Below are 328 nucleotides of genomic sequence, written 5' to 3' on the forward strand. Positions count from 1 at the left end.
GTTTTACTCTGTCTGTAATTCCTGCTCTACCTACGCAAGTACCTCTTCTTGAAGTGATTTTTACGAAATCTCCATCAACAAGTCCATACTTTTCAGCGTCATCTTTGCAAATTTCAACTAATTCGTGAGGTCTAATTCCATCTAATGCATTTGAATATCTTGTCATTACATTATAGTGATATAATGCTCTACCTGTTGTCAATATAATTGGATATTCTTCGTTTTCTAATTCTTTTGGTCCTTCATATTCAACAGGAACCATTAATGCTTTAGGTCCTCTTACAAATTCTCCTTTGTGAAGATATGGAGTTCCTGGATGATTTTCATC

Annotated in this window: 1 protein-coding gene; it reads right to left on the minus strand. The window is 34.5% G+C overall.

Going from position 1 to position 328, the window contains the following annotated elements:
* Positions 1-328 (minus strand): molybdopterin dinucleotide binding domain-containing protein (locus tag EII23_RS12715; protein WP_311768167.1); only part of this gene is annotated, 328 nt, incomplete at both ends.

Origin of the sequence: Desulfovibrio sp. OH1186_COT-070, assembly GCF_003860215.1 — a bacterium.
In the GTDB taxonomy this organism is placed as follows: domain Bacteria; phylum Desulfobacterota; class Desulfovibrionia; order Desulfovibrionales; family Desulfovibrionaceae; genus Desulfovibrio.